This window comes from Spirochaeta cellobiosiphila DSM 17781 (genome assembly GCF_000426705.1).
Lineage (GTDB): Bacteria > Spirochaetota > Spirochaetia > DSM-17781 > DSM-17781 > Spirochaeta_E > Spirochaeta_E cellobiosiphila.
In genome coordinates this window covers 77,844-103,813 of record NZ_KE384556.1, presented here as the reverse complement: position 1 = coordinate 103,813, position 25,970 = coordinate 77,844, and the positions used below count along the sequence as shown (strand labels likewise).

The window sequence follows — 25,970 nt, the reverse complement described above, 5'->3', positions numbered from 1 at the left end:
GCTTACAATGATTTGACTCATTTGCTTACTGCGTTTCATTGGTTTGCCATAAGCAAAATCATCAAAAACAATACTTAGTTCTGGAAAGATGCCTATAAAAGCTTATTTCTCTAGATGCGTAAGTAGTATATAATAGCTTTATGAATCAATTTGATAGCAAATCCCATACATGGGATCAAGAACAGTATCATGTGAATCGGGCGCGTATCATTGCAGAAGATCTTAAGTCCCATGTACAATTGACTTATGGTTATACGGCTATGGACTTCGGATGTGGGACGGGGTTATTAGGATTTCACTTTCTAAAGGATGCTGGGAATTTTACTTTTGTTGATACTTCCCAAGGTATGATCGACAAGGTGAAGAATAAATTAGATTCCGAGTCAGCTCACAAAGTTCATTGCCATTGTGGTGATTTGGATGATGAAGAGAGGACGGATTATGATCTTATTATGTCGTTATTGGCTTTTCATCATGTTGAAGATTATAAGTCTGTAATTCACTCTTTGGTTCAGAAGTTACAATCCAAGGGCTATTTTTGTCTAGCAGATCTAGTTACGGAAGATGGTTCCTTCCATGGTGATGTTGTTGTTCCCCATTTGGGTTTTGATCCAGAAGTTATTGCTTCTCTCCTGGAACAGGAAGGATTAGAAAGGATCTCCTTAACCTATCCCTTTACGAATACGAAGGATAGTGGGGGACAGATCAAGGAATACCCTGTGTTTCTTCTTATTTATCAAAAGCCTTAGGCGCGGGCCATCATGTCGTGGAGTCCTCCTCCATTCTCTACCTGACTAAATCCCATTTGCATAAGGACTCTTTGCCCGTAGGAAGACCTCGCTCCGGAAGCACAGTAAAGGATAATATGTCTATCTTTATCCCCGAGTTCAGAAGCTCGGCTTTGTAGCTCATCAAGGGGAATGCTCACAGCTCCAGGGTAGGCTCCCATGGCATATTCACCTGGGGTTCGAACGTCTACTACTAAAGGTCCTTCCTGAGTAATTTCTTCTTTCTCAACTTCTGATTCTTCTGTTTGTTCAGAAGGGTTGATCTCTTTTTTAGGAAGAGAGAATAATCCTACCTGTAAGTGCTCAAAGGCTTTAACCCTTTGCTGTCTTTCCAGGGATAGGTATCCTCCTGATAAGTTCACTACCTTGCCATAACCTGCTCCGTGTAACATTCGTAGGGCTACATGTCCCTTTTGTCCATCCTCACTGATGAGGAGTATGGCTTGATCCTTAGGGATCTGATCCATATTCTGTCGGATCATGTTCTGACTAAGGTTATTACTTCCTTCTAAATGGGCTTTATTAAAACTAATAGGATCCCGTAAATCAATAACAGCAGCTTCCTGTCCTATAAGATAATCCTCCACATCTTTAGCTAATAAAGAAGGACTGAATCCTGTATTCTTATTAACCGCTGTGAAGGCTGCCATATTAACGGGTCCATTGGGACTGTTAAAGGGTGGGGCATACGCTAGGTCTAGTTCTTCTAAGTCCTCAATACTTAGGTTCCCGGCAATAGCTGTAGCAATAACATCCAACCGTTTATCAATTCCCACATAACCTGCACTCTGAGCTCCCAAAACTTTTCCTGTTTTCTTGTCATAGATCAACATGAGAGTGACTTTTTGGGATCCGGGATAGTAAGCTGTGTAACTTGCTTTGTGAACGACTACAGCATCCGCCTCGTAACCAGCGTCTTTGGCTTGAGTAAGGGACAATCCTGTGGATCCCGCTGACGCATCAAAGAGCTTAACAATAGAGGATCCCATGGCTCCCTTATAGCTTTTTTGCCTGCCAAGGGCATTCTCTGCGGCAATTCTTCCCTGTCTATTCGCGGGACCAGCCAAGGGAATCCTAATCTTTTTATCATGTAATCGATGGGATATTTCATTAATATCCCCTGCGGCATAGATATCAGAATCACTAGTTTGAAGATATTCGTTGACCCATAGTCCTCCTGATTCCCCAATGGTTAAGCCCGCTTCCTGGGCTAATCCTAAGGTAGGTCTCACACCTATAGAAAGGAGAACCATGTCAGCTTCGATCTTTGATTTATCATCCAAGATAACTTGATGATCTTTTATTTCGCTGAGGCCTTTATTTACATGAATATCTACACCATAACTTAACAGTTCCTCTGTAAGGAATCCTGATATTTCTGATTCTAGATTAATCATAATTTGAGGTGCCTTTTCCACAAGGCTGACCTTCATTCCCCTATTGCTTAAGGCTTCTACCATTTCCAGACCAATAAATCCCCCGCCAACAACAACTGCTGTCTGAGGATCTTTTTGGGCAATGAAGCTATCAATATGATCCATATCTTCAAGGGTCCATAGTTTAAATACATGGTCTTTTTCCACACCCGGTAGGGGAGGCGTTACAGGTTTTCCTCCTTGGGCCAAAATGAGCTTGTCATAGGAATAATCTGTTTGTTCGCCCTTCTTCTTATTAAATGTAGTTACTGTATGGGCTTCTTTGTTGATCTTGATTGCCTCAGTTCCTGTATGGACCTTGACTTGGTATTGATCATCAAAAGTCTCTGGACTGGCCAGGATGAGGGAAGATCTATTCGGGATTTCTCCCCCTAGATAATAAGGGAGTCCGCAGTTGGCGAAGGACACATCTTCTCCTGCTTCTAATATGGTAATATCCGCCTGATTATCCAAGCGTCGAGCTCTAGCGGCGGCCGTAGCTCCAGCAGCGACTCCACCAATGATTAATATGCGTTTCATACCCGCTTCTCCTAACAAAATTATATAATTACTATATTAATAAAAATATATATAGTCAAGAAAATGAGGGTAAAAAAAAAGACCAGCCTTTCTGTAAGACTGGTCTGACTAGGGAAGGTTATTTACGTCCATCCCCTTGTCCCGCTCCTACCTTTGTAGGAATTTCAATCCATGATCCGCATTTAGGACATCGCCCTTTGGTAAAATCCTTATCTGCTTTGATCCGTAAGGCCGTTCGGCACTTCTTACATTTAAAAGTCTTATACATATATTCCTCCTCGAAATTAATTCCAAATTGTTGTTACTATGAAGACAACACAAATAAACCCCTTAACCTTGTAGGTAAGCATGGGTCTGTGACAAAAACGATATGATAACGTTAAAACACATCAACAGTGATAAGTCGTTGCGGTGGGGGTTGTAGAATAGCCCTTAAGGCTCTTAAAAGATATCTAATCATAAGTAACATTTAGAACACTATATAATTAAGTGATAAAGTTCAAGGGAATTGTTACCATATTCCTTGATTTCTTTGATATATAAGTAAAATACCCCCTTTTTCTGTTATTTATATTGTTAGTCTACAAAATATTCCCCTTGTTTTAGAAAAAATGTTAGTGATAGGGAGAGCCTCATAGTCTAAAATGGGAATGTACAATTTAAATAACAGGATAAAGACGTGAATAAGATAAAAACACATACACTCATAAGCCTATTCTTTATTGTTCTTCTTAGTATGGGCTGTCAGAAAGAAACGGCACCAGTAGAAGAAATAACAACTCCTGTCGTGACAGAAGAAAAACCAGCACCAAAGCCAAAGGAGGAAGAAATTGTGAAAAAAGTTGAAACAAATAAAAAATTCAATCCCTTACCTTCCTCAGATTTCGACTGGAATATAATTGACACATCAGGAAGAATTAAAGCAGCAGAAGCTCATGCCCAGTATTTGGACGACGAGTTCAGCTTTCTCCCTTTGCCAGTAGGACCTGATAGTGAAGAAACTGCTGTAGTAGGTAGTCAATTGGGTCAATTCTATCCTCATGTGGACAGCTCAAATGGTGTTGATACGAGTAGTTTAAGAAAGGGAATACCTCTTCCCCTGGGAACAATAATTCCCATTTTAGGAAGGGTGAATAATCCTGACGACACTTATTATGGAATGTATGTTTATGAGGATGATTATAACTATTTTTATCTAACCAAATATGAAGATCAAGAAGGCATTATCTGGGGGGCGGATTTAGCAGGTCTTAACCAAAGTCCCCAGCACAATCAGATAACAGCCCAAATGTATCAGAATAAGAATCACTATGATCAGTTTCCCCAGTTTATAGGATCTTATCTTCTCAATGATGAAGAAAAATCCTATCTCCTCGAGAACAAGATGCTTATACAAAAGGTAAAAGACTCAGAGTACTCCCTTAGTCTACAAAGACCAGATGATATGCTTTCCTTATATATACAAGAGGCACGGGATAAACAAGCGCCTATCTTTATAAGTACGGATTTAATAGCTCAAGGACTTCATTTATTCTTTGATAAGTTCCTCCAATACACCGAGGAAAATCAAATGGCCCCTAGACTTACAGAATTAAATAAGGCCTATCTAAAGACTCTTGAAACAGACTATTCCTCTCCAACCCAGGAAGATAGTCTTTATGGGGACGCTTACCAGGGGGTGCTTACTTATTTTCAAGTGGCGGATTGTCTTATGGCCTTAGCTCCTAAAGTGGAAATCAGTGATGATTACCGACGGACCGTAACTTATGCGGAAGTAGATCAAGACGCCGTGATTAGCTCGTATCCCCAAGCCGTTAGGGAAGAAGTTAAGCTCATTATGGAAGCTAATCAGGCTGTGTTGTCACCCAACTTTAATTATGAAGAAGACTACACCCAATACAAACCTCGGGGACATTATACTAAGAATGGTATTCTTAGTGCTTACTTTAGATGCATGATGTGGTATGGCAGGTTACATTTCTATATGTCTGCAGGTAATCCTCCTGATTCTAGTCTTATTGAAATTAGTACTCAAAAACTCCCTATGGTAGCTTTGATCAATGATATGACTGTTAGTCGGCCTTCTTTATTTGAAGAATGGAAGGCTCTTTTTGATCCTATCACCGATTTGATTGGTGCTAGTGATGATCTATCCTTTTATGATGTATCACCTTTCTTTGAGGGATTGGCCATTGATAATCTTCAGACATGGATTGACTCTGTAGATCAGGTTCGATCTGCGGTTGATTTGGCAGGGACAACTTTACGTAAGCCTCTTATCTCAGGTAACAGTGTATTTGATGCTCCCTCGGATAACCTTAATCCGCCCCTGGGATGGCGTTTGTTTGGTCAACGTTTCACTTGGGATTCCTATGTCCATGAAAAGGTCTCCCCCCCTCGATTAATGAGTCGAGATATTGTCAGAGGATTGGATATTATGAAAGCCTTTGGATCTGATACGGCGGATCGTTTATTAATGGCCAGTGATTACCCAGAAATGGAGGGATTGGAGAACAAACTTGACGAATTAGAGGCTGAGTTTTATTCAAAATCGGATGACTTTTGGTCCTCTAACTACTATAACAGCACTTTAAATATGATACGAACTCAAGCACGTTTTGATTCTTCAATGGGATTTTATTTTACCCAAAGTCCCCTCTATGGGGTAAAGGCTATGTTATCTTCCCATGGTACATGGGCGGCTCTTCGTCACGATACGATTCTTTATGTGAAGCAAGTTTATGCCGAGCGTGCCGGTGATGGAGATTATGAACCTACCTTTAGGATTGAGAAGATTCCCCATCCTATTCATTATATTGAACCTAACATCCCTTTTTACAAGGGGGCTCTTGAAGCCATTAGAGGTATTTATGAATCGGGTAGTAAATATGGTTTTCTTGATGAGAACTATGTGAAGAAGATCAAAGACTGGAATACCTTGCTTACAAGAATCACTAAAATCGTTCAATTAGAGTATAAAGATGAGTCTGTTTCTGATGAAGATGTTCTTTGGATTAGAACGATTCCCCAACAACTAATGCCCTTAGTAACTCCTCCAGATTCGGGATATGCCTCCTATTTGGATGATCCAACTAAGCTTAGAGGGGCTATTATAGCGGATGTTTTCACCAACTCTGAGTTGGGAGTCGCGCTGGAAGTTGGTACGGGAATTCCCTATCGCCTTTTGGTTGCTCTTGATGATGGACAAGGAGGCATGAGAATTGCCACTGGATATACCTTTAGCTACTATGAATTCCTAGTTCCTCAAAATAAGAGAATGACCAATGAAGAATGGCGGGCTATTGTGTATCCCTTTGGAAATGATTTAAGTCAATATGAACCTTTCTGGATACAAGGTGTGCCAGAGGATCCTAGAAAGTAAAATGAAAAGTTTACTAGCTATATTACCTCTCCTTCTGCTTTTCATGGGATGTTATCCCGAAGGCGATCCCGTATGGGATGTAAAAGGGGAGGTTTATCCCGATGTGGGACCCCAATATCAGGAAGATGTCATGAATGAAGAAGACTTTCCCCTAGGTGGCACGGTCAGTCATCACTTGCTAGCGGGCCAATTAATCGAGGATTGGTTTGCAGAACTAAAACACCATAGGCAGGTGCGAACCTTTTTTATTCTTAGTCCTCGCCATTGGGATATGGGGACAGGCGACTATTCTATAAGCGATGGGAGTTGGCAAACTTTACTAGGTCGTGTGGATTCTGATCAGGATTTAGTCAGAGCCCTGTCAACGGAATTAGAGTGTGAAGTCGATAGAAGTGCCTTCGTTATAGAACATGGAATAAGGATCTTCATGCCTTTTATTAAGAAGTACTTCCCAAATGCTAGGGTGGTCGCTATCGATTATAAAGGTGAGCCCCCTGTTAATACACCTATTGCGGCCAAGTTATGGTCTAGCTTATCACCTTATTTTCAAGGTGTAGGTATTCAGGATAACTTCCTTCTTATATCCACAGACTACTCTCATCATGCTGATCCCGAATACACTGCCTTTAAAGATGGTCGATCCCGACGTTTTTTAAGTAATCCTGGTCTGAAGACTTGGAACTTTGTTGGTTGTGATAATCGACCAGGGATATATGTTCTAGCAGAGCTAGCAGAAAGCTTAAATAAACCGAACATATCTGTAATGTATCATAGTAATTCTTACCTATTATCTGGCCAGGACAGGGATGATATTACAAGTTACTTTTTTACTTACCTTCTGGAATCATCAACCGGTCTTCGCCCATAAACCGTAGAGGCTTTGGAAAATATAACTCCCTCATGCTTCCAGGTATGAGGGTCTCCTGTCGCCTTTCGACTCAATGTTTGTAGGAATTGCCGTCTTGAAAGATCTCTTTCAACGGCAAGGGATGCCTGTAATAGGGTTCTGTTCCCCTGGAAATCCATAAGTAAGGTATCAACACCAGGAATAAAGTCCATAGGATTGTCCATTTTGTTAAAATTAGAGAATAGGGATATTTCTATATCTATATCAGGCAGTTCGGATTTTGTAATAGGGGCATAGCGAGGATCTGTTAAAGCTGCTTCATAGGTGGCTGACCGAAGGGCTCCCTCTATATCTGTAATTCCTTGATAATACGATATACAACCTCTATCTTCTCTTCCTTTAATGAAACGGACTGCGAGGCCTTGACCGTTTGTCTTGTCAAAAGCGGGGGGAGGGGGCTTTTGATAGTATCCATCCTTTTGTTCTGTATATATTTCCTTTATATAGCTCTGAGATTTCCTTATCCATTTATGTAGTTTTGTATCTGATGGTTTAAGTGATAATTCTCTATAAAGGAGCTTGATAGTCTGATTTAGAGAAGGATCGTATGAGGTAATATCTAAATGAGCGAATTCTTCCCAGGTAGATTGAGGGGCTTCATTCCATAACTCCAACCCGGGAGCGAAGTAATAGCCATAATCAGTATTTAGAGAACGCTGATTCCATTGGTACCAGCTTGTGAGTTCTTCCTGACTTTCTGCTGTCCTCTGTTCATCTCCGCCATCAAGGATAATAGGATGTTTTTGCTGTCGAAAATGATGAAGACTTTGATTGAACCAATACCATCCCTTTTGGGGATTCCTCTGATAAGCGGCTGATAAGGATAGTGTCGTGTATTCCGGATCCATTTCCTCTATGAAGTCAAGCATTTCTGATAGAAACTTATCTGGATCATCACCGGGATCGATGGTCAATATATCGAGATCCAGGGTGATAACTATAGGTTTTTTAATAGAGGACTTGATCTCCATAAGTTGTGGCCAGTCGACTATATGAACCTTATTTTCTTTTGTTTGACTGATTCCTAAGGGATCAGGTGAAATTTTACGTAGTAGCCAGGCTTTACGAGCATTAAAGTTCGGCTTTTGGAGATTCCTCCCTGATACCCAATAGATCTCTTTAACGTAATCCTGTTCTACTAGCCCCCCCAGCCAGTTATAACTTGTGGGAGTCTCCTTACCAGGCCCGGGGCCCATATCATGGTGATAATCTAATTGAATGACAGTGATTGGATTACGATGGGAAAGGTTTTCCTTAAGATAAGTGTAGGAGTCTCCGTGTCTATCACTAATGAATACGGGGCTTTGATTCTGTCCACAGCACACTAAAAGAAATGTTGATATAAAGACACCCATTATTAACTTCATAATATCCTATAATGTAACAGCTTATATTGATTTCAGGAAGATTGCCTTAAAGGGTACATTAACTTATGCCATTCCAATGTTCATCTTTTCAACCCAATAAAGGTAAATACTTTACCTCCAGTACAGGTCTGATCTCCACTATATTAAAATTATAAAGGAGGCAGGGAGAATGAATGAATATATTGTCGAATTAGAATATAAGTCTTATAGGGGAAAGGCTAGTTGGGACCGTTATAGCAAGAAGTATCATGGAGACATTGTGGGTGTCCGTGAATTTATCCCTTTTGTCAGCTCTACAAGAGTTGATTTAGAATCGGTGTTTGAAATAACCATTGAGAACTATATTAATAGCAATTTATATTAATGCTTTGGATTAGTCTTTTCCATATAATTTAAATGCATCTCTCTATGCTGTCTATATTTCCATATATTCTTAACCTTGTATAAGCCAGTATTAAAAAGCAATAAATGTACACTCATCCTTCTTGACAGATTCGCCCCTCCTGACTATTGTAAGGCTTTACTGGCAATGGAATTAGAAAAAATTGTATGGAGGAACTTTAGTACAATGGTTAGTAAGCAGACTAAAATCGTCGCTACAGTCAGCGATCTTGATTGTGCTGTTGAACACGTTACAGCCCTATATGAAGCGGGAATGAACGTGGTACGTCTTAACACAGCACACCAGACTCATGAAGGATCACTTGAGGTTATAAATAATGTAAGGGCCGTATCAAAAAATATAGCTTTACTCCTCGACACAAAAGGCCCAGAGGTACGTACAGCGGGTTTTGAAGATCCTATTGAGGTCGCTGAAGGAGAAGAAATTCTCATCACTAAGGATGCTCCTCAAGGTAAAGGTTTTCAAACAAATTATGATGGATTTGTAGATGATGTAACTGTTGGTTGTCAGATATTAATTGACGATGGTGAAACAGCTCTTGAAGTAGTTGCCAAGAAACCAGGAGTATTAACTGCTAAGGTTCTTAACTCAGGTAAGATTAAGAAGAAGAAGAGTATCAACGTTCCTGACGTTCACCTTGAACTTCCTTCTATCACTGAAAAAGATAAGAATTATATCAAATTTGCAGCAGAACACGATCTAGATTTTATCGCACACTCTTTTGTTCGAAATGCTCAGGATGTAAAAGATGTTCAGTCTCTTCTTGATGAGTATGGTTCTAGTGCAAAAATCGTAGCTAAGATTGAAAACCGTGAAGGTGTTGAAAATCTTGATGAGATCCTGGATCACGCCTACGCTATTATGGTAGCCCGTGGTGACCTTGGTATTGAAATCCCAGCAGAGGAAGTACCTTTTATTCAGAAGCAAATGATCGCTAAATGTATTGAACGAGGTAAGCCCGTTATTACAGCAACTCAAATGCTTCACACTATGATCGAAAACCCAAGACCAACAAGAGCTGAAGTATCAGATGTAGCTAATGCTATTTTTGATGGAACTGATGCTATTATGTTATCTGGGGAAACAGCTTATGGTAAATATCCATTAGAAGCTGTCAAAACTATGACACGTATTGCTCAGATGGTAGAAAGCCAGAAGCCAAAGATGCGTGATAGAGACGTATTTACTGGTAAGAATCCTATTAGAAATTACATGACTGAGGCAGCTATCAAAGCTAGTCTTCATCTTCCTGTTAAGGCCATGGTTGTGGACACGCAAACAGGTCGAACAGCTAGAATTATAGCCACATACCGATCAAACATTCCTGCATTTGTTAAATGTCATGATGCAGAAGTTGTTAGATTGCTTAGTCTTTCTTATGGTATTTTCCCTGAATATATGCCTTTACCAAATAGTACTGATGAATTAGTTACAAAGGCTCTTAAATCTTCAGTAGAATCTGGTGATCTTAAGGACGACGATGTAGTTGTTGTTCTAGCTGGAACTCCTGGACGATCAGAAGCTTCTAACTTCCTTGAAATCAATACTGTAGAAATGGTACTTAAAGGACGAGCTTAATAATTTGACTTGAATCTTATTAAAAAACCGCTCTTAAGAGGGGCGGTTTTTTTTATTGTAACTTGACCCATCTGTTAGGCTTCTTAAAATATATAATATATGAAGGCATTATTTCTTTTTTTTATACTCCCCCTAACCCTGTTTGCAGAGGACATCTCTTTAAATAATGCCTATTTGGATTTATCCTCTTATGCGTGGGTAGAAGGAGATAAGGTTTCCTTGAGCGGGGATTGGCAGTTCTATCCTAGTCAATTTATTACCTCTCCCACTTATGGCATAAATGGATATATCCAAGAGCTTCCGGGACCGCTAAATATTATAGATAATGGTGTTTCTTCCCCTTTTGGGTATGGAACCTATATGAGTGTTATTGATATAGGGGATAAACCAAGAGATTTTTATCTCATAGTTCCTATGATTAAAACTGCAGCAAAGATCTATGTGAATGGTGTCTTAAAATTTTCCTCTGGTAATCCTGGTCCTTCTTCTGAGACTAGTTTAGCGCAATTGAATCAAGGAGTTATCGACTTAACCAATTTGTGGGGACCTATTAGAATAGCCATTCAAATATCGAACTATGATATCGATCCTGGTGGTCTTCATCATCCTATCAAGCTGATACTCAAAAATAATTATTTGAAGAAGGTAAGTTTGGATCAGCATCTTGATATGTTGATGATTGGAATATTCTTATCTTTACTAATACAACAGTTTATATCATTTTTTATCACAAGACAGGTGGCTAATATTCATACTGGATTGTTGGGCTTGGTTCTTATCTCAAGGACATATTTCTCTATTTTCATTGAGTTTATTAATCAGGTCACCTCTTTAAGTATAGGTCAGATAGAGCGCATCAATACTTTGATATTGATTTTGGGATCCAATTTGGGATACCGAATTACAAAGGATTGGTTCCCAAAAGAATCAAACAAGGTTATTCAATGGATAGTGGACATTTTATCTGTTATTCTCTCTTTGATTATCATCTTTGCTCCATTATCAATGGTTACAAAGTCTTTGTTAGTATTCCAGATATTCATTGTTTTTGTGGCTGTATTGGTTGCTGTAATTGCTTTTCTGGCCTTAAAACATAAAAGACGTAATTCTTATTGGTATTCCATTATATATTTTGCTCTTATTGCATTAGTGATTAATGATATATTATATAGTTATGAAATCATTCATACTGGCTATTATGTTGGTTATGGTTTGATTGTTTTGATCCTTGTTCAGTTTGTAATGGTAATTCATAAAGAGCGGCAGAACTTATTTAAGATAAGGTCTTATCGAGATCAATTGGAGGGAGCCAACCTTAAACTACGACATATGAATGACAATCTGGAACGCCTGGTTTTTGTTCGAACGAGATCTTTGGAAACGGAACTCAAAATCAGAGAAGAGGAAGCTTTTAAGGATTCTTTGACTGGTGTCTGGAATCGTAGAGGCTTTGAAAAACTGGCAACTCGTGCTGAGGATATATATGCTCATTCTCAGATATCTTATTCGATAGTACTAATTGATTTGGACTTTTTTAAGCAACTTAATGATACCTATGGTCATAAAGCTGGTGATGAAGCTCTGCAATTTATAACTAATCATTTTCTTAAGCATATCCGCCCTGATGATTTATTTGTACGTTGGGGGGGGGAAGAATTTTTGTTACTATATGATAGTTGTACCTTAAATAATGCCTATCAGGCGGTTGAATTGATTCGGAAGGATCTAGATAATTCCAAGTTCATTCATAACGGTAAGAGAATAATAATGAGCTTTACAGCAGGTATAGCTGAACGAAAAGAAGCCATGTCTTTAGAATCCTGTTTGCAATTAGCTGATGATAGGCTGTATAAAGGTAAGGGTTCTGGACGTAATAAAACAGTAATTGACTAAAGGAATATATATGGACTCAATGAATCAAAAACAAAATATAGCAATTTTATGGGATATTGAAAATGTAACACCTAGTGCGGACAGTTTGTTCGTTGAAGGTTTAATAGAATATGCCGAATCATTAGGTAAAATAGCCTATTGCCGAGCCTATGCGGATTGGACAAAAAAGACAATAGATAAGATTAGTATGGTTCTAGCAGAAAACTCTTTTGAGTTGATTCATGTGCCAAGATCCAGAAAGAACTCTTCAGATATAAGCCTTATCACTGGTGCCATTGAGCTTTTGTATCAGTACCCTCATATCACTAGGTATATTCTTATTACCGGTGATAGTGATTTCCGTTCTTTGCTTTTAACCTTTAGAAAGCAGGGTCGTGAGACTTTTATAATTTGTGATGCTAAGACTGCAAGTGAGGATTTGTTGTCATTAGCTGATGATTTTAAAGATTTTCGTGATCTGCTTCCTACAGAAAAGGAAGATCCACATCCTGTTGTTGAAGAGGATCCTGCTGATCCTGAGGCGGATCGCTTTTTTGCCTATGGTCTATTAATGGAAGCGGTAGACGACATGATTCGAAGAGGTAAGAAGACAGGGTTGGGTGCTGTAAAGGTGCGCATGAGAATTTTGAATAAAACCTTTGATGAAGGTTTATATGGGTTCGATAGTTGGAGCGAATTTATAGCGCAAGCTGTCGAGTCTGGTTATATTGAACTAGAGAGAGATGATAAGACGACATTGATTAAACCTGCAGGGGAAGGACTTCAGCAAAGTGACGAAGGTATTCATGTTGCTTTGCGCACTCTTATTGAAGTATTAAGTCATCTTGATGGTAAAATCCCCCACTCTTATCACTCTTTTGGCAAGGTAAATGATCGGCTAAAAGAGAAGAATATTATATATAATCAGATGGGTTTTAAGAAGCTGAAAGATTTTATTCAGGCTGCAGAGATGCGGGGCTTGGTAGAAACCAAGAATGATCATCTTAAGTATTATGTTAAAAGGCTATAAGAGAACGAATTAGTGGTGAAAGCTCTTTTATACTTTTTGCTCGTTTAGCTGCTAAAACTATTTCAGTATTGGCGGACCAATGGGGGCATAAGTAGTATAGGTGAGCTTTAACCATATTCACAGTCTTACCTGGATCTGGATAGAAATTTCTATAATTCTCCATAAGGTTCATGATAAACTCGTATAGCTTTTCCGGGGTCCTTGAATATTTATTATCCAGAATTTCTAGAGCCAGATCAGGATTCTTAAGGAGTCCTCTCCCTATCATCCAGGTATGGACCTTGGGAAACCTCTCTTTTAGATGGACATAATCATTTCGTGTATAGATATCACCGTTGTAACTAATATCTCCTTTATAGTTCTTGTACGCCCATTCAAAAAGTTCCAAGTGAGGAGATCCTGAATAGCGTTGGATACCAAAACGGGGATGGATAATCAATAATGTTATTGGATAATCGTTAAATACATTTATTAGAGGTTCTAGTTCTTCTTCTGACTCCCAACCTAATCTGATTTTTACCTCTAGATCTCCCCCTTTGTGTTTGTAAAAATCATCGAGTATGGTTCGTATTTCATCAGGGTAGGGTAGTAGTCCGCTCCCTCTATATTTGTTGGCTACTTTGGGAAAGGGACAGCCTAAGTTCCAATTAAGAAGGGGGAAACCTAAATCTTTAAGAATTTGGGATAGTTGGGCCATCATAGTCCCTTTTCGACTTAGAATCTGAGGACAGCTATCTGTAGGAGTTGCCTCTTGTCCTAAAGTTCTCTTGATTGTTCCTTCTTTAAAGCCGCCTTTGTCGCTTAGAACAAAGAATGGAGCAACTGCCCTAGTCACCCCTTTGTAGTGTTGATAATATGTCTTGCGATAGACGAGATCCGTTATTCCTTTTATAGGCGCTAGAAGGATTTTATCCATGTTTTTTCTTGGGCCTTAGAGCAATGTAGGCTGCACTTAATATGAAAGCTGCCGCCACATATAAGTTCCATGTGGGGATTTCATCAAAAAACAAAAAACCATATACACTGGCAAATACTACTTGGGATAGGTTGGCTAAGGTAACAATTTGGGGGCGAATCTTAGTCATTGAATAATTGAATATGGAATGTCCCATGACCGTTGGAATTAATCCTAACAGTAAAGCATTTAGCCAATTATAGTCATTCATCAAATCTAGTGGGGCTCTCTGTATTATTGCTCCTAACATGGCTATGATAGCAGCTGTAAAGTATAGAGGGACTAGGTATCCCCAAAGTGGAATTCCTTTTCCCCATTTATTAGCCAAGGCCAGGTATAGAGTAAATAAAAGCATTGATATAAGGCTTACAGCATCACCTTGAAGGTAGTCTTTTGATAGGCTAAAATCTTGACCAATAAGTATATAAACACCTATGAGTGCCCATATTGTAGCAATAAATTCCAATCTGGTTATTCTTTGTCTAGCTAGTATAAATATGATTGCTGGCATAGCCAGGGGGCTAAGATTAACGATTAGAGTAGAATTGGCTGCTGGAATTAAACGAGCTGAAAATATCCATGTCATAAAATGCAGACTTAGAAGTATACCTGGAATGATGGCCTTTTTTATCCAGCCAAATACTTCTTCCTTCTTGTGTTTTTTAACTTCATTTATAAAGAGGGGGCTTAATGCTAATACTGCTATAAAAAGTCTTAAACTACTTAGCCATAATGGTGACATAGTTGAGAACTTGATCATAATAATAGAACTTGAAGCAGCGGCTATTCCCAGGGTAAGTATTAAGTAAATCATGGCGACACTATGTCTGTTTTTTAGAGGCAGGTCAATAAAAGGAGTTAAAAAAAAACCGGCCATAATGACCGGTCTCTTTATTAATAAATGACAGGATTTAACCTATAGCGTCTTTACCTTTTTCTCCACTTCGGATTCGGATACATTCATCAAGAGTTGTTACAAAGATTTTTCCATCTCCGATTTCCCCAGTTCTGGCTCCTTTTATGATCGCTTCAATTGTTGTGTCAACAAATTCGTCGTTAACAGCAATTTCAATGCGGACTTTCTTTAGAAGGTTAACCTCAACGTCTACACCACGATAAGATTCTTGATAGCCTTTCTGTTGGCCAGCGCCCATGGCATTGGTAACGGAAATCTTGAAAATATCCTTGGCGTATAGTTCCTGCTTAACATCAGTTAGCTTGTGTGGTTGAATATAAGCCGTAATTAATTTCATTCGTTAACTCCTTCTTTTTATAGGTTCGTAAAGATCTGGAAACCATGGTATGCTTCTGATCCGTGTTCCTCAATATCAAGACCTTGAAGTTCTTCTTTTTCAGATACTCGAAGTCCGATAACCAATTTGATCACAAAGAATAGAGCCAGTGCTGATAAGAATACGAATACAAATACACTGACAACTCCAATTAGCTGTACTCCAAGCTGACCAACGCCTCCACCATAGAATAATCCAGTGATAGGGTTCTCTCCTCCTTTTGTACCATCAGCAAAAAGACCAACAGCTATTGTACCCCAAGCACCACATACACCGTGAACGGATACGGCACCAACGGGATCATCAATATGAAGGATTTTATCGAAGAACTCTACAGACAGAACAACTAACACACCAGCAATAGCACCTACAATAATAGCTCCAATAGGATTAATAACCCAAGTACCAGCTGTGATACCTACAAGACCAGCTAGGGCTCCGTTAAGCGTCATAGAAGGATCAGGCTTACCACCAATAATCCATATTGTAATCATAGCAAGAATGGCACCTGCAGAAGCGGCTAGAGTTGTTGTCATTGCTACATGTGCAATGTCAGTGTCAGTTCCGCTTAATGTAGATCCTGCGTTAAAACCATACCAACCAAACCAGAGTATGAATACACCGAGTGAAGCTAGAGGCAGGTTGTGACCCTGGATCGCTTTTACAGTGATTTTACCATCTACTTTTACATACTTACCAATTCTGGGCCCTAACATAATTGCACCAGCTAGAGCTGCCCAACCGCCAGTTGAGTGTACGATTGTAGATCCTGCAAAGTCATGGAAATCTAATCCATATAAGAACCCTTCTCCCCAAGTCCAATGTCCTACTACAGGATAAATAACAGCGGAGACTACAACAGAGTAGAGAAGATAGGAAGTGAATTTAGTTCTTTCAGCCATAGCACCAGAAACAATAGTAGCTGCTGTCGCTGCAAACACTACCTGGAACATCCAATCTCGGAATATAGCACTCATATCATATACTTCTGGATTGTAAGCCATAAAGAATCCTAGGAACCCATCTTCGCCAGCATAGGCATTTCCATACATAATCGCCCAACCGACTGCGAAATATGCTATAGCACCAACGCTGAAGTCCATAAGATTCTTCATAATAATATTACCAGCATTCTTAGCCCGTGTCAGACCTGTTTCAACCATGGCAAAACCAGCTTGCATTAAGAATACAAGGGCAGCAGCAATGATGAGCCAAATCATATCAAAGGCAGCAGAGAACGATGCCAGCTGATCAGCTACTGTCTCATCTGCAAATGCAACACCAGTTGCCATGCAAAGAGCCAGTAAGATGAAAATAATTTTTTTCATTGTAAAGCCTCCTAAGCTTATTATTGTATTTTTTCTTTGCTGTTCAATTGAATGCAGGTATCATGCCAAGTCTGCTTTATCCTTAGGGTATATCTGTATTGAAATATCTAAAGTGTTCTTTGATAAGGAAATATTGTTTTTATAGTTTTTATTAATTATGAAAATTTGCTTTTTTGTGAATATTCGTAATTGTTTACTTTTCTGTAGAAAAACATCCAAAAGGTTGGATACTATATAAATAGTACAAAAATGTAGTTAATTGTTAGACGTTGCATAGGGTAAAATTATAAAGAAGCCCTATCGCAACTAGTTTGATAGGGCCTGTTTTCAATACATATAATGGCAACTACTTATAGTAGGAGGGATCAATACCGTGTTTCTTAACTCGTAATCCCATGATTCTTTCTGTTATCCCTAAAGCACGAGCAGATTTTGCCATATTGCCTCGTGAGGTTTTTAAGCTATCCAGAATAATCTCCCTTTCCATATTGTCCAGGGTTTCCGCTAGCGTTCCTGAAAAACTTGTACCTGTGGATTCTGCAGATTGTAAACTAGGAGGTAAATGGTGAGCGTGAATGACTTCATCAGAACTCATGAGGACCGCTCTCTCTATACAATTTTCAAGTTCTCGAACATTTCCTGGCCAGTGGTAGCTGGTTAAAAGATCAATTGCAGAAGTAGATATTCTTCTTATCGCCTTATGATTTTTAGAAGCATATTTCTCAACAAAGTAATCCGTCAATAACATTATATCTGTTCTTCTGTCACGTAATGGTGGAATATGTATGGGGAAGACATTCAATCTGTAATATAAGTCTTCTCTGAAGTCATGGGTAATCATAGCTTCTTCCAAGTTTCGATTGGTAGCAGCAATAATGCGAACATTGGTTCTGATAGTTTTGTTACCACCTACACGTTCAAATTCCTGTTCTTGAAGAACGCGAAGTAGTTTTACTTGAGTCATTGGGGCAAGATCTCCGATTTCATCTAGGAAAATAGTACCGCCATCGGCCATTTCGAATCTACCTTTTCTTGTATTTATAGCTCCTGTGAAAGCCCCTTTTTCATGCCCGAACAACTCACTTTCAATAACTGTTTCCGGTAGTGCGGCACAGTTAACCTTTATGAAAGGTCCCTGAGCTCTATAACTATTATAATGTATGGCGTGGGCTACTAATTCTTTACCTGTTCCAGATTCCCCTCTGATTAATACCGTTGCTTCTGATTTGCATACTTGAGCTATGAGGTCAAAGACTGCCTGCATAGTTGGGCTTGAACCTATTATATTAGCTGGCCGAAACTTTTCCTGTAACTCATGTTTCAGTCTAGAATTTTCTTCCATTAGTTTTTGTCTTTCTTCTTGAAGGCTTTGCCTTATTTTAACAGCTTGAGCTATCATACTGGCTACAATAGAAAAAAGTTGTACGTATCTGTCAAGATGACCTTCTTCCTCATAAGGTCGATCAGCGCTGAAGGCTCCGATGGTCTCATTACCGATTTTTACGGGAACGCATATGAAAGAAATATCTCTTTTCCTCATTCCTTTGCGGGCTCCTGTTTTGTTGAGGAAAGCCGGTTCATCACTTATCCTGGGTACTACTACAGATTGGCCTGTCTGCACAACTTTACCTGTAATGCCTTCACCAAGTTGATAACGTCCTTTTTCTTGTTGACTATTACTCAGTCCGTAAGCTTCTTCAATAAAGATCTCACCTGTTTGTCTATTTAATAAGGTGATTGTGCCTCGTAGTATTTGTAGGTGTTCAGCAAGTGATTGAAGTATGGGATTTATACTTTGTTTTAAATCAATTGAACGATCGAGGATTTGGCTGATTTCAAAGAGTATTGATAGCTCTTGGACTCGTGAATCCAGTGATTGTCCCTGTGGCTTGTCATGCATGATTCACCTCATTTTAGTCAAAATTAGTGGTATCATACACAAATGTAGGACGTAGTGCAATAAAAAACGAAAAAAGACTAGTAATCTTCTGATGTTTTTCTTATTATAAGGTGATATTGGAATGGAATTCTCCTCGTATAATGCGATTGTATAATAATGCCCGATTTTTGGGAAAGTCTATTGACAAAAGAATGTGGCTTTGCTATTTTCATCGAGCAACTTTGATTAAGCCCTTGTAGCTCAGTTGGTAGAGCACCACCATGGTAAGGTGGGGGTCACCGGTTCAAATCCGGTCGAGGGCTCGTGATTTTTACCCTTATTGGCACAAATTGTAAGGCGCCACAAATTCGAGGGTGGAACTTCGTTTAGGGAGTATGAGAGATGGCAAAAGGAAAAAAAGGCGCAGTAGAGCTAATTTCTTTAACTTGTTCTGAGTGTGGAAGACGTAACTACACTACGAGTAAGAACAGACGAAACATTCAGGGTAAGATGGAATTTAACAAGTACTGCAAGTGGGATAAGAAGCACACTACCCACAAAGAATCTAAGATTAAGTAAATTACATACAGGCCAGTAGCTCCAATTGGCAGAGCGTCGGTCTCCAAAACCGAATGTTGTAGGTTCGAACCCTACCTGGCCTGTATTTTCTATTTATATCATGGGGAGCCGATAGGTCATGAAAAAGATTAAAGCCTTTATTGAAGAATCAATCAATGAAATGAAGAAGGTTGTTTGGCCTGGGAAAGAAAGTGTTATGTCATCAATACGCGTAGTATTTGTGTCAACTGTTCTTTTCGCCATTTTTTTTGGTGTAGTAGATTACCTCCTAATGAACGGTCTTTATTTGATATTCTAAGAAGGGGACATTATGGCCAAAGGTTGGTATGTTCTTCATACATATTCAGGGTATGAGAACAAGATAGAAAAGTACATTCGAATGCTCATGGAGGACGGGTCCCTAGGTGGGGCCGTTTTTGATATTAAGGTTCCTTCTGAGGAAGTTGTAGAAGTTAAAGATGGTAAGAAAAGAACAGTGAATCGTAAATTCTTACCTGGATACATTTTGTTAGAAATGGACCTTCCAAATCTTGGGTGGAAATCTGTTGTATCACACATCAGAAAGATTAATGGAGTTACTGGCTTCGTTGGTGCTACTGGTACTAATGTGAAGCCTCAACCCATAAGTCAAGATGAGGCTAGGACTATTTTGATGAAAACTGGTGAAATAAAAGCTGATAAAGCTTACCGTTCGACCCAGACCTATGCTATTGGTGAGCAAGTTCGGGTTGTTGACGGACCTTTTGAATCTTTCACTGGTTCTGTAGAAGAAGTTAATCTTGAGAAGGCTAAATTACGTGTGATGGTCGGTATATTTGGTCGATCAACACCTGTAGAAGTGGATTTTTCTCAGGTTGAAAAGATTTAATATTCCCACGGTAAGTGGGAGCCATTATTAGAGAATGGCGATATTACCACATTTTGGAGAATAGGGAATGGCTAAGAAAAAGGTTACTGCAATTATTAAATTGCAAGTTCCTGCAGGTAAAGCAACCCCAGCACCCCCAGTAGGTCCTGCTTTAGGTCCTCATGGTGTAAGTGCTCCTCAGTTTGTTCAACAGTTTAATGATGCAACAAAAAACTTTGAAGCTGGTTTGACTATACCTGTAGTAATCTCGGTTTATAGTGACCGAAGTTTTACTTTTATCACAAAAACTCCACCTGCTGCTGTACTTATTAAGAAAGCTTGTAAGATACAGTCTGGTTCTGCAGAACCTCATAAGGTGAAGGTTGCAACTCTTAAAAAGGATGATCTTAAGTCTATCGCAGAACTTAAGATGCCTGACTTAAATGCTAACGACATTGAAATGGCAATGAATATTATTGCTGGTACTGCTCGTAGTATGGGTGTAGAGGTGGAGAAGTAAGATGAAGCGTGGAAAGAAATATCAGGAAGCCCTGAAAAAGTACGATCGAGTTAAGTTGTACACTATGGATGAGGCTGTCAGCAAAGTAAAAGAAATGGCTTTTGCTAAGTTTGATGAAGCCGTTGAAGTAAGTGTTAACTTAAATCTTAAGAAATCTCACACCATTCGAGACACTTTAGTTCTTCCTAATCAGTTTGCTGAAGGAAAGAAAATTCTTGTCTTTGCAAAGGGTGATAAAGCTCAGGAAGCTAAAGATGCTGGTGCTGCCTTTGTTGGTGACAGTGATCTTATCGATAAGATTAAAGGTGGCTGGTTAGATTTTGATGTTGCAGTTGCAACACCCGATATGATGAAAGATGTAGGTCGATTAGGGCCGATTCTTGGTCGAAGAGGGTTAATGCCTAATCCCAAAACTCAAACAGTGACTACTGATGTTAAAGGGGCTATTGCTCAACTTCAACAAGGTCGAGTTGAGTTTCGAGCTGACAAGGGTGGGATTGTCCACTTATTAATTGGTAAAGTCTCAATGGATGCTGAAAAGATTGTTGAAAATGTTCGAACTTTTGTAACAGAGCTCGAAAAAAGACGTCCAACAGATCTTAAAGGTGATTACATTAAGACTATCGCTCTATCTTCCACTATGGGACCTGGTGTTAAGGTTCAAGTGAAGGATAACTAAGGCCTGGTGAGGAGAAAGAAATGAGTGAGAAGAAGATACAACCCAAAAAAGTTGAAGCTGTAGCAGCTTTAAAAGAAAGTTTTGGTAGAGTAAATGATTTTTTCTTTACAGATTATCGAGGCTTAACAGTAGAGCAAATAACTGAGTTAAGAACCAAGTTACGTGGTCTTAATGCGGAGTATAAGGTTGTAAAAAACAACTTTGCTAAAATTGCTTTTCGTGAAATGGAAGGTGAGGATGTTGATGAGTATTTAGTAGGACCAACAGCTGTTGCTCTTGCTTTAGATGAATCAGGACCTGTAGCTAAGGCTCTATTAGAGTTTGCTGAAGAAAATCCTATAGCTGTAAAAGGTGGTTTGATTGCTGGTGGTTCTTATGACCATAAGCAAGTTGAAGCTTATTCCAAGCTTCCAACAAGAATTGAACTTATCCAAAAACTTATGGGTACAATGAATGCTCCTGCACAAAACATGGTTTATGTGCTTAATGGGGTAACTACAAAGCTTGTTAGAACTTTACAAGCTGTGGCTGATCAAAAGGCTGCTAACTAAATTAAAATAAACAGCGTTAGTCTTCATTTTATGAGCCATGCTATCGCTGTATATATTATATTATATTAAGGAGAAGGTAATATGGCACTTTCAACTGATGAAATTTTAGAAGCAATCGCGGGAATGACTGTTCTCGAAGTATCTGAGCTTGTTAAAGCAATGGAAGAAAAATTTGGAGTAACTGCAGCTGCTCCTGTAGCTGTTGCAGCTGCTGGTGGTGCAGCTCCTGCTGCTGCTGCAGAAGAACAGACTGAGTTTGATGTTATTCTTAAGTCTGCTGATGCAAGTAAGAAAATTCCTGTAATCAAAGAAGTTCGAGCTATCACTGGTCTTGGACTAAAAGAAGCTAAAGAACTTGTTGAAGCAGGTGGAAAGGCTGTTAAAGAAGCCGTTTCTAAAGAAGAAGCAGAAGAGATTAAAGGAAAACTTGAAGCTGCAGGCGCTGCTGTTGAAGTTAAATAATCTCTTTATTAGAGAACTAATTTTATTTTCTCATTTTACCACCGGAAGCAATGAATTCCGGTGGTTATTCTTTGTCAGGGGGGTGTGGAATGTTTAAGCGGGACAAGGCAATAGAGCGTACATACATGGGTGTTGAGTACGAAGAAGTTATGGAATTGCCTAACCTGGTTGATATTCAGCTAGCTTCATACGAGAAGTTTTTGCAAAGGGAAGTTCTGTCTAAAGGGTTAACGCCTAATGAGCAGGGCCTAGAAGATGTGTTCCAATCTGTTTTCCCTATCGAAAGTCCAAGTGGAGACCTAGTTCTTGAATACGCAGGTTATACTTTGGATGAGGAAGCGAAAAAGCTTTCTGAAGCTGAGTGTAAACAGAAAGGACTTACTTATGCTGTGCCTATTAAGGCTCAAATTAATCTGATTTTTCAAAGTACAGGTGAGATACGTCAAAAGAGTATCTATATGGGAGATATCCCACTTATGACTGAAAGGGGTACCTTTATAATTAATGGTGCTGAACGTGTTGTTGTAAGTCAAATTCATAGATCACCTGGTGTCGTTTTCTCAGATGAAAAGGGTGTTTATTCCTCTCGAATAATACCTTATAGAGGTTCATGGTTAGAGTTCGAAATTGATCAGAAGAAAGAACTTGTTTATGCAAAAATTGATAGGAAAAAAAGAATCTTAGGTACTCTTTTCTTAAGAGCCTTAGGTTATGATTCCCGTGAAAAACTCATTGATGTTTTCTACAAGAAAGAAAAAGTTGTCATAGCTGGTGATAAGGCTAAAGACGAAGGCCTTGTAAACAAATATTTAGCAAGGGCTGTTTTCGTCGGCGAAGGTGAGGAATCTCGTAAGTTATACAAAGCTGGAGATAAAATTCATCCCCATGATCTAGATGAGCTTTTGCATAGTAATGTAAATGAAGTAGAAATAATTGATTTTAATCATCCTGAATCACTTCATTCTGCTATGATTCTCAATTGTTTTGAACGTGAAGAAACTAAATATACAAAAGATAGTTCTGAACAGGATGAACCAACTAAAGAAGATGCTCTTAGTGCGGTTTATGCAGTTCTAATGCCTGGTGAACCTATAACTGTAGAGAGTGCTGAGAAGGATTTGAATTCTATGTTCTTTACTTCTCGGCGTTACGATTTAGGTCGAGTTGGGCGATACAAATTAAATAAAAAATTCGGTTTTGATATCGATACAGATACTCATGTCCTCACAAAGGATGATGTGACTGCTACTATGGGATTCCTAATTAAAGTCTATAGTGGTGAAGCAAATGTTGATGATATTGATCACCTAGGAAATAGACGTGTTCGATCTGTAGGCGAGTTACTAGCAAACAGCTTGAAAACAGCCTTTTCCCGAATGGAGAGAATTTCCAAAGAAAGAATGTCTTTAAAAGAGGCAGAAACTCTTAAGCCTCAGGATTTGATCTCTATTAAACCAATTGTTGCTGCTATTAAAGAGTTTTTTGGGTCTTCTCAATTATCTCAGTTTATGGATCAGGTTAATCCCTTGTCTGAACTGACACACAAAAGACGTCTTAATGCGTTAGGACCTGGTGGTTTATCCAGAGATCGAGCAGGTTTTGAAGTTCGTGACGTCCACTATACCCATTATGGTCGTATGTGTCCTATTGAAACACCTGAAGGTCCAAACATCGGTTTGATTGTTTCTCTCGCAGGTTACACAAGAGTCAATGATTATGGTTTTCTTGAAACTCCTTATCGAAAGGTTGTCAATGGTAAAGCTACTAAGGAAGTCGAATACTTATCTGCTATGGATGAGGAAAAGTATTACATTGCCCAGGCTAATGCCAAAATCAATAAAGAAGGCGAGTTCTTAGAAAATCTTGTGTCAGTGCACAGGACTGGTGACTATACAACGAAACCGGCAGAAGATATTCAGTACATGGATGTAAGTCCTAAACAGATTATATCAGTATCTTCCTCATTGATTCCCTTTTTAGAGCATGATGATGCTAACCGGGCATTGATGGGATCAAATATGCAACGTCAGGCTGTTCCCTTGCTATTCCCTGAACCACCTCGAGTAGGGACAGGTATGGAAGCTAAAGCAGCCTATGATTCTGGAGTTCTTGTTAAGTCAAAGAGAGCCGGTGTTGTTGAATACGTATCTGCTACGAAATGTATAGTTAAGCCAGATGATGCAAAAGATGAATGGGATAGAGATGAGTATATTTTTCAAAAATTCCAACGAACTAACCAGGATACCTGTCTAAATCAGCGACCTGTTGTTAAGTTGGGTCAGAAAGTCGCTGCTAAACAAGTATTGGCAGATGGTCCAGCTACTTATGGTGGTGAGCTTGCTTTAGGGAGAAACTTACTTGTAGGTTTTGTTCCCTGGAATGGATATAATTATGAAGATGCCATATTAATCTCTGAAAATGTTGTAAAGAATGATGTTTTTACTTCAATTCATATAAAAGAGTATGTGACTGAAGTAAGAGAGACTAAATTAGGACCAGAGAAATTAACAAGAGATATTCCTAATACTGGTGAAAAAGCTCTTGATAACTTAGATGAAGAAGGAATTGTGAGGGTTGGGGCAAAAGTCAACTCTGGTGCAATTTTGGTGGGAAAAGTTACTCCCAAGTCTGAAACTGAGACTACGCCTGAGTTTAAACTACTTAACTCAATCTTTGGTGAAAAAGCCAAGGAAGTTAGAGATACTTCTTTAAGAGCTCCTCATGGTCTTGATGGTACTGTAATAGATATACAACGTTTAAGAAGAAGTGAAGGAGATGATTTATCTCCCGGTGTTGATGAACAGGTTAAAGTTCTTATTGCTACTAAGCGAAAGCTTAGAGAAGGGGACAAAATGGCCGGTCGGCATGGTAATAAAGGGGTTGTAGCCAGGGTTCTTCCTCAGGAAGATATGCCTTATATGGCAGATGGTACATCCTTGGATATATGTTTGAACCCTCTTGGTGTTCCTTCTCGTATGAACCTTGGTCAGATTATGGAATCAGAATTAGGTTTGGCAGGATGGGCACTGGATGAATGGTATTCAACACCCGTATTCCAGTCATCAACTAATGAAATGATTGAAAACAAGTTGGAATCAGCAGGATTTGATAAAACTTCCAAAGTTACTCTTTATGATGGAAAAACAGGTGTTTCTTTTGTTAATCCTGTAACCGTTGGTGTAATGTATGTTCTTAAGTTGCACCACTTAGTTGACGACAAAATGCATGCCAGATCTACTGGTCCTTATTCCCTGGTGACACAACAGCCCTTAGGTGGTAAGGCTCAATTTGGTGGTCAACGACTTGGAGAAATGGAAGTGTGGGCACTGGAAGCTTATGGTGCTGCAAATACCCTTCAGGAATTGTTGACAATTAAGTCAGATGATATGACTGGGCGTGCTAAGATTTATGAGGCCATTGTTAAGGGCGAAAATGCTGCAACAGTTGGTATTCCAGAATCTTTCAATGTTTTGGTACAAGAATTAAGAGGTTTGGCATTGGATGTTGCCATATATGACTCGAAAGACAGACAGATTCCTTTAACTGAAAGGGACGAGGAGCTGATAAGTCGTCAAGGAAGCCATTTCTAGGAGGCT

23 protein-coding genes and 2 tRNA genes are annotated in these 25,970 nt (G+C 39.2%); 17 read left to right on the top strand and 8 right to left on the bottom strand.

The window, feature by feature from the left end; translation table 11 throughout:
• Positions 1-140 precede the first annotated feature (140 nt).
• Complete coding sequence (locus K345_RS0113140) at positions 141-749, top strand: class I SAM-dependent DNA methyltransferase (RefSeq protein ID WP_028974553.1); 609 nt, start codon at positions 141-143, stop codon at positions 747-749.
• Here the strand turns inward: K345_RS0113140 and K345_RS0113135 are convergent.
• Positions 746-2,743: an FAD-dependent oxidoreductase gene (locus tag K345_RS0113135; protein WP_028974552.1), complete on the bottom strand. Its 1,998-nt coding sequence runs from the start codon at positions 2,741-2,743 to the stop codon at positions 746-748. The genes K345_RS0113140 and K345_RS0113135 overlap by 4 nt on opposite strands.
• Positions 2,744-2,861: 118 nt before the next feature.
• Positions 2,862-3,011, bottom strand: coding sequence for a hypothetical protein (locus K345_RS23160; protein WP_156888403.1), 150 nt, complete (start codon positions 3,009-3,011; stop codon positions 2,862-2,864).
• A 411-nt stretch (positions 3,012-3,422) separates the two neighbouring features.
• Between K345_RS23160 and K345_RS21050 the strand changes: the two genes are divergently transcribed.
• Together K345_RS21050 and amrB are read left to right on the top strand one after the other, a co-directional pair.
• Complete coding sequence (locus tag K345_RS21050) at positions 3,423-6,125, top strand: DUF3160 domain-containing protein (protein ID WP_053228298.1); 2,703 nt, start codon at positions 3,423-3,425, stop codon at positions 6,123-6,125.
• Position 6,126: 1 nt separating this feature from the next.
• Positions 6,127-6,993, top strand: coding sequence for an AmmeMemoRadiSam system protein B (gene amrB, locus K345_RS21045; protein ID WP_053228297.1), 867 nt, complete (start codon positions 6,127-6,129; stop codon positions 6,991-6,993).
• Here the strand turns inward: amrB and K345_RS0113115 are convergent.
• Complete coding sequence (locus tag K345_RS0113115; RefSeq protein ID WP_028974551.1) at positions 6,957-8,399, bottom strand: AMMECR1 domain-containing protein; 1,443 nt, start codon at positions 8,397-8,399, stop codon at positions 6,957-6,959. The genes amrB and K345_RS0113115 overlap by 37 nt on opposite strands.
• 169 nt (positions 8,400-8,568) lie before the next feature.
• Here K345_RS0113115 and K345_RS0113110 point away from each other — a divergent pair, with 169 nt between their 5' ends.
• The 4 genes from K345_RS0113110 to K345_RS21040 all read left to right on the top strand — a co-directional run bounded on the left by K345_RS0113110 (position 8,569) and on the right by K345_RS21040 (position 13,282).
• Entirely contained in the window at positions 8,569-8,763 is a 195-nt protein-coding gene (locus K345_RS0113110) for a hypothetical protein (RefSeq protein WP_028974550.1), read from the top strand.
• Positions 8,764-8,967: 204 nt separating this feature from the next.
• Positions 8,968-10,380, top strand: coding sequence for a pyruvate kinase (pyk, locus tag K345_RS0113100; RefSeq protein ID WP_028974549.1), 1,413 nt, complete (start codon positions 8,968-8,970; stop codon positions 10,378-10,380).
• Between the two features lie 99 nt (positions 10,381-10,479).
• Complete coding sequence (locus K345_RS0113095; protein WP_028974548.1) at positions 10,480-12,273, top strand: sensor domain-containing diguanylate cyclase; 1,794 nt, start codon at positions 10,480-10,482, stop codon at positions 12,271-12,273.
• 10 nt (positions 12,274-12,283) lie between these two features.
• On the top strand, positions 12,284-13,282 hold the full coding sequence (locus K345_RS21040) for an NYN domain-containing protein (RefSeq protein WP_053228296.1): 999 nt from the start codon (positions 12,284-12,286) through the stop codon (positions 13,280-13,282).
• On the opposite strand, the gene K345_RS21035 is transcribed toward K345_RS21040, so the two are convergent.
• From K345_RS21035 to nifA, 5 genes are all read right to left on the bottom strand, one after another.
• A complete protein-coding gene (locus K345_RS21035) occupies positions 13,269-14,198 on the bottom strand; it encodes a tRNA-dihydrouridine synthase family protein (protein WP_053228295.1) in 930 nt (309 codons plus the stop codon). The two genes, K345_RS21040 and K345_RS21035, sit on opposite strands and share 14 nt — an antisense overlap.
• A complete protein-coding gene (locus tag K345_RS0113080; RefSeq protein ID WP_211227891.1) occupies positions 14,191-15,051 on the bottom strand; it encodes a DMT family transporter in 861 nt (286 codons plus the stop codon). The genes K345_RS21035 and K345_RS0113080 overlap by 8 nt, the downstream gene beginning before the upstream one ends.
• Positions 15,052-15,148: 97 nt before the next feature.
• On the bottom strand, positions 15,149-15,490 hold the full coding sequence (locus tag K345_RS0113075; protein WP_028974546.1) for a P-II family nitrogen regulator: 342 nt from the start codon (positions 15,488-15,490) through the stop codon (positions 15,149-15,151).
• Between the two features lie 17 nt (positions 15,491-15,507).
• On the bottom strand, positions 15,508-16,857 hold the full coding sequence (locus K345_RS0113070; RefSeq protein WP_028974545.1) for an ammonium transporter: 1,350 nt from the start codon (positions 16,855-16,857) through the stop codon (positions 15,508-15,510).
• Between the two features lie 346 nt (positions 16,858-17,203).
• Positions 17,204-18,757: a nif-specific transcriptional activator NifA gene (nifA, locus tag K345_RS0113060; protein ID WP_037572423.1), complete on the bottom strand. Its 1,554-nt coding sequence runs from the start codon at positions 18,755-18,757 to the stop codon at positions 17,204-17,206.
• A gap of 229 nt (positions 18,758-18,986) precedes the next feature.
• Here nifA and K345_RS0113055 point away from each other — a divergent pair.
• The 10 genes from K345_RS0113055 (at position 18,987) to rpoB (ending at position 25,964) form a co-directional block, all read left to right on the top strand.
• Positions 18,987-19,059: transfer RNA gene (locus K345_RS0113055), tRNA-Thr, on the top strand.
• A 79-nt stretch (positions 19,060-19,138) separates the two neighbouring features.
• On the top strand, positions 19,139-19,315 hold the full coding sequence (gene rpmG, locus K345_RS0113050) for a 50S ribosomal protein L33 (RefSeq protein ID WP_028974543.1): 177 nt from the start codon (positions 19,139-19,141) through the stop codon (positions 19,313-19,315).
• 9 nt (positions 19,316-19,324) lie between these two features.
• A tRNA-Trp gene (locus tag K345_RS0113045) sits at positions 19,325-19,398 on the top strand.
• A 35-nt stretch (positions 19,399-19,433) separates the two neighbouring features.
• The gene (gene secE / locus K345_RS0113040; RefSeq protein WP_028974542.1) at positions 19,434-19,613 is read left to right on the top strand and encodes a preprotein translocase subunit SecE; all 180 of its coding nucleotides are present in this window, start codon (positions 19,434-19,436) and stop codon (positions 19,611-19,613) included.
• Between the two features lie 12 nt (positions 19,614-19,625).
• A complete protein-coding gene (gene nusG / locus K345_RS0113035; protein ID WP_028974541.1) occupies positions 19,626-20,183 on the top strand; it encodes a transcription termination/antitermination protein NusG in 558 nt (185 codons plus the stop codon).
• 67 nt (positions 20,184-20,250) lie between these two features.
• The gene (gene rplK, locus K345_RS0113030) at positions 20,251-20,682 is read left to right on the top strand and encodes a 50S ribosomal protein L11 (protein ID WP_028974540.1); all 432 of its coding nucleotides are present in this window, start codon (positions 20,251-20,253) and stop codon (positions 20,680-20,682) included.
• Between the two features lies 1 nt (position 20,683).
• Complete coding sequence (rplA, locus tag K345_RS0113025; RefSeq protein WP_028974539.1) at positions 20,684-21,361, top strand: 50S ribosomal protein L1; 678 nt, start codon at positions 20,684-20,686, stop codon at positions 21,359-21,361.
• A gap of 20 nt (positions 21,362-21,381) precedes the next feature.
• Positions 21,382-21,912 (top strand): 50S ribosomal protein L10, encoded by a 531-nt coding sequence (rplJ, locus tag K345_RS0113020; RefSeq protein ID WP_028974538.1) that lies wholly within the window; start codon positions 21,382-21,384, stop codon positions 21,910-21,912.
• 81 nt (positions 21,913-21,993) lie between these two features.
• The gene (gene rplL, locus K345_RS0113015) at positions 21,994-22,374 is read left to right on the top strand and encodes a 50S ribosomal protein L7/L12 (RefSeq protein WP_028974537.1); all 381 of its coding nucleotides are present in this window, start codon (positions 21,994-21,996) and stop codon (positions 22,372-22,374) included.
• A gap of 89 nt (positions 22,375-22,463) precedes the next feature.
• Positions 22,464-25,964 carry a DNA-directed RNA polymerase subunit beta gene (gene rpoB, locus K345_RS0113010; protein ID WP_028974536.1) on the top strand — a complete coding sequence of 1,167 codons (3,501 nt, stop codon included), beginning with the start codon at positions 22,464-22,466 and terminating at the stop codon, positions 25,962-25,964.
• Positions 25,965-25,970 lie beyond the last annotated feature (6 nt).